Source organism: Lachnospira multipara ATCC 19207 (assembly GCF_000424105.1).
In the GTDB taxonomy this organism is placed as follows: domain Bacteria; phylum Bacillota; class Clostridia; order Lachnospirales; family Lachnospiraceae; genus Lachnospira; species Lachnospira multipara.
The window spans coordinates 1-4,624 of sequence record NZ_AUJG01000030.1 but is presented as its reverse complement, the minus strand read 5'-3'; the positions used below and the strand labels follow the sequence as shown (position 1 = coordinate 4,624).

The 4,624-nt window shown below is 30.6% G+C and carries 5 protein-coding genes; all 5 read left to right on the top strand.

Annotated features, from left to right (window positions below):
• Positions 1 to 1,146 (top strand): glycoside hydrolase domain-containing protein (locus tag G600_RS14770; protein ID WP_155885993.1); only part of this gene is annotated, 1,146 nt, incomplete at its 5' end.
• 14 nt (positions 1,147 to 1,160) lie between these two features.
• Entirely contained in the window at positions 1,161 to 1,694 is a 534-nt protein-coding gene (locus tag G600_RS0113035) for a hypothetical protein (protein ID WP_027432284.1), read from the top strand.
• Between the two features lie 348 nt (positions 1,695 to 2,042).
• Positions 2,043 to 2,513 carry a GtrA family protein gene (locus tag G600_RS0113025; protein WP_027432283.1) on the top strand — a complete coding sequence of 157 codons (471 nt, stop codon included), beginning with the start codon at positions 2,043 to 2,045 and terminating at the stop codon, positions 2,511 to 2,513.
• Between the two features lie 28 nt (positions 2,514 to 2,541).
• Positions 2,542 to 3,660 carry a glycosyltransferase family 4 protein gene (locus tag G600_RS14765; protein WP_051195538.1) on the top strand — a complete coding sequence of 373 codons (1,119 nt, stop codon included), beginning with the start codon at positions 2,542 to 2,544 and terminating at the stop codon, positions 3,658 to 3,660.
• A gap of 258 nt (positions 3,661 to 3,918) precedes the next feature.
• On the top strand, positions 3,919 to 4,624 hold a 706-nt coding region (locus G600_RS14760), incomplete at its 3' end, for a peptidoglycan-binding domain-containing protein (RefSeq protein WP_034246594.1).

The following is a 4,624-nucleotide window of genomic DNA, read 5'->3' as shown; positions in this document are numbered from 1 at the left end:
GGAGGATATTATCTAGATTATTTTAAAAAGCCATCACAAGGAAGTGTTGATGCAAAAACGGCAATACTTGCAGCAGAAAGAATAGGTATACCAAAGGGAACAACTATATATTTTGCTGTTGATTTCGATTGCTATGGATATCAGATAGATACATTTATTGTGCCATATTTTAAAAAGATAAAATTATGTTTTAATAGTTCTCAAAATAAGAAGAATTATAGAATAGGAATATATGCACCTAGATTTGTGTGTACAAAGGTTTCAGCACTAGGCTTAGCTGATAAATCTTTTGTTTCGGATATGTCAACTGGATTTAGTTGTAATCTAGGATATAGAATTCCTGAGAATTGGGCGTTTGATCAATTTCATACAATAGAATCATTTGGGGCACAACCTACCTTTCCAATAGATAAAGATGCAATGTCAGGTAGGGATAAAGGATTTAATAAATTTGATAAAGTTGAAGAAAAAAATGCTGAAGAATTAAAAGAAGAAAATCTTCAAGCAAAGATGGAAATTGCAAGAAATCAATTTGTATATGATGTAATGTCTCCATTAGGATATTTAGACAAAATAATGGATGTTGGAATTGAATATGATAAGGAAATTCCGTTGTATCATGTAGTAAGCCCTGAGGGGGAGATAGACGTAACAACAGTGATTTCTACATCAGTTAAAACTGATACAGATAAAGCGTATAGTATTAACGTGGAGATAGGAAATGATGGAAAATTAACACAAACTTGTCAGAATGAAATTGTAGCTATTTCGGCCGATTTAAGTAATTCTAATATTGAGGGAGCAGATAAATTTGGAGAAGTACTAAAAAATATGGCTTTATCGATAAAGAGTGGTAGTATAGAGTTTGAAGTAAGCAATATTACACCAGTAAGTGCAGAATTTTCAATAACTGCAAGTTCTCCAGATTTGTTGCCGGAAGAAGATGATAATTGCGAGATATCTGTTGCATTAAAGTTTGTCATTGTTTTGAATCCAAAAGGAAATAATAAATTTGATACGGAATATGCTACAACCGCAATAGGAATTGTAGGAGCTATAGTACTATGTGTAGCTATTGCCTATTTAGCAGGTGGAATAGAGCTGGTAATAACTGCGTTAGTTAAATTGGCATTCGTAGCAGGTTAAAAAGGGGAATAAGGATGATAATAACAGAGAAATTAAATGATGATGATAAAAAGATATTAAAAGATTTACTTGATAGAAAAAATAAAAATATGGCTTTTTATGAAAGTGGTATTAGAGCTATGTATATTTTAGTTCCTATAACTGTTTTATTAATTATTATAAATTTTCAATTACATTCTCAGTGTTTACTTTATACATCAAGAATTTCTGCTATTATTGAATTATTATATATAATGATGTATTTAATAGTGGTAAAACAATATCAAAAAAAAGACATTACAAATAAATTTATTGATAGAATGGATAAGATTAAAGAAATAACCATTGAGGAAGTTAAATTAGATGATAAAAAAATATGTAATACAAGTGAATTAAAAAGAGTAATTAAATTTAGTAACTTTGTTTTACTTGTTACAAATAAAAGAAAAATTTTGATTTTTAAAATTAATGATGATGATATGAAGGAATTACAAAGTATTATTTTAAGCTTAAATATACCATTCAAAGAAGAAAAAGAGTATTTTTATATTTATAAGTATATATTCTGATGATATGTTTTAAAATAGGAGAAGAACAAGCCCTAGAATTTATAGATATTTTAAATAGAAAGCACATTTCATTTGAAGAGAAAGAAGAACCGTTTAATATTTATAAATATTTAAAGAGGAATAAATAGTTTAAAGCTATAGGCTAAATAAGATTTAATTTTATTAGTCTATAGCTTTTTTGTATTAATATTAGCGAAGAAAGCAATGAGCCTTGGCTATGGCTATAGTACCCGAATAATTGACTTATATTCTATAAATGGTAAAATAAATTCGTCTGCTATTTTGTAGGCGAATTTATTTGTTTATATGTATAGAAAGGGGTTAAGCAAGGCTTAACTTAAGTGAATTATGGCAAAGAAAGATAAGGACATTTTTGATAGAATAATGTCAGCAAAGATTTGGGGACCACTTGGCCCATTTTACTTTAAGAATAAGGAAGTTTTACTTTATTTATTATTTGGAGGACTTACAACAGTTGTAAGTATTGCAAGTTATTATGTTGCTTATAAGATATGTGGAATTAATGTTTTAATAGCGAATATAATTTCATGGGTGTTTGCAGTTACATTTGCATATATCACTAATAAAATATGGGTATTTGATTCAGAAACTAATAATTCTAAGGAAGTCTTAGGAGAGATTTTTAAGTTTTATACAGGAAGATTGGCAACTCTTGTAGTTGAGGAAGCTATAATTTTAGTCTTTGATACATTGCTTCACTTTAATTCAATGCTTGTAAAACTTGTAGCACAGATTATTGTTATTGTTTTGAATTATGTTATTAGTAAGTTGTTTGTGTTTAAGAAAAAGGAAGCTTAAGATTTAGCTTTATCCGGGAGGATTATTTATGAAGATAGCAGTAGATGCTAGAACATTAGGGTCGAGACCTAGCGGGGTTGGAATGTATCTTAATGATTTTTTATTGGAACTTATGAAATATCCAGAATTTGAGTGGGTATTATTAACTGATGTGGCGGAAAGCGACAATATAAAGCATTTTGAAGATCAGGGAATTCCCGTATTAAAGATGGGTAAATCTACTTATAAAAGTGCAGGTGTCTATGCATATTTTAATTGGATAAAAAAGACATTAAATGAAGTTAAGCCAGATATTTTTTGGGAAGTTAATACTAATATTCCAATCCGTCCAAAGGGAAACTTTAAGGTAATGATTACAATTCATGATATGTTCCCTATTGATTATGTGGAGTACTTTGGAAGGGTTTATAGTCTTTATTTTAAACATTACTTAAAGAAAACTTTGAAATTTACGGACATGATTTTATACAATTCAGAGCAAACTAGAAAGACTACTGAGAAGAATTTCCCGGAGGCTAGAAAGATTGCTTGTTGTAATGGTTATATAATTTCTAATCCGCTAAAGAAGAAACCAGTTATAAAGGATGAGGGATATTTTCTTTATGTTGGTAATATGGAGAAGCGAAAGGGCGTAGACCTTCTACTTAAGAGCTATGTAAGATACAGAGAAAAGGGCGGTAAGAAGCCTTTAATTCTTGCAGGAAAGATGCAGGAGGCAGATATTAACGACCTTCTTAATGAGTGTATGAGTAAGGTGGATGGCATAACTTACCTTAACTATGTAAAGCCAGCTAAGAAAGAGGAATTATATAGCAAATGTAGTTGTTACCTTTTCCCATCTAAGGCCGAGGGCTTTGGTATGCCGGTACTTGAATTAATGAAGTTTAATAAGCCTATTATTGTAAGTAATCTTAGTATCTTTGACGAAATCGTGGGAGATTGCGTTAATAGATTTGATATACATACTAGTGAGCAGGGTCAGATTGAGAACCTTTCAGAGGCTATGTGTGATTACAATATGATAGTTGATACTAGAGAATATAAAAAGGTTCTTGCTAGATATTCACCGGATAAATTAGGTTTGGTTGTATCTGAGTTTATTGAAATCTGTACAGGTATGGTTAAGATTACAGATGGTAGGAAATAAAGAGTGGGCTTTGAACAGCCCCCTGTCAAGTAGACAGGTCAAATAATTAAAAGTTTTGGCGTCTATCCATTCGGATAGGCGCTATTTTTTGTGCATTTTTATACTTTTTGATTCTTTTATTTTCAGGAATTAGATATTCCTTCACTCTTTTTTAATAAAAAATTTATTGTAAATATTTAATAGCGTGCTATAATCTGCTTATGTATAGTTTATATAATTTAACAACTATAAAATGAATACACAAGGAGAGGAAGAAAAATGAGCGATGCAAATGTAACTAAAGCACAAAAGTATTTAAATGCAATGTTTGGAGCAAATGAGTATTGGGAACACCTTGAAGAAAATGGTAAAACAGGAACAGCTGTGATGCAAGGTATTATTAGAGCGTTTCAAATACAGAATGGTATTATACCAGCAACAGGAACAGTTGGACCATTGACAGTAGAAAAAATGAAAAGTTTACCTAATATTTCAAAAATGGATCCTAATGATGAACCACAAATAAATGTGTGTTTAATTCAATGCGCGTTGTTTTGTAAAGGCTATTTGGCAGGTGGAATTACTGGAATATATTATAATTCTGGGGTTAAAGCAATTAAAGAAATGCAAGGCGATGCAGGGTTACCAGAAACTGGTGTGATTGATTGGAAAGTATGGTTTGGTTTATTATCATTAAATTGGTTCAAAAAGGTTAGCGGTGGAGATTCTAAGGTAGTTACGATACAAAGGCAGTTAAATAAAGATTGGTCAGATGTTATAGGTGTTGGACCATGTGATGGAATTATATCTAGACAGACTGCATTATCTTTAATTGGAGCATTACAGGCAGCAGAGGGAGTTACAAAAGAATTAATAATAAATTTGAATTCTTTAAATTTCGGACCAGCAACAACAGCTGCGTTTCCAAAGGTATTACAGGAAAATCAAAACTCATCAGACTTAATTCCATACAATAAATTAGTTC

Bases quoted from the DNA above. Each gene is read 5' to 3' on its own strand.
- G600_RS0113035 (WP_027432284.1), top strand. From the start codon at position 1,161: ATGATAATAACAGAGAAATTAAATGATGATGATAAAAAGATATTAAAA.
- G600_RS0113025 (WP_027432283.1), top strand. From the start codon at position 2,043: ATGGCAAAGAAAGATAAGGACATTTTTGATAGAATAATGTCAGCAAAG.
- G600_RS14765 (WP_051195538.1), top strand. From the start codon at position 2,542: ATGAAGATAGCAGTAGATGCTAGAACATTAGGGTCGAGACCTAGCGGG.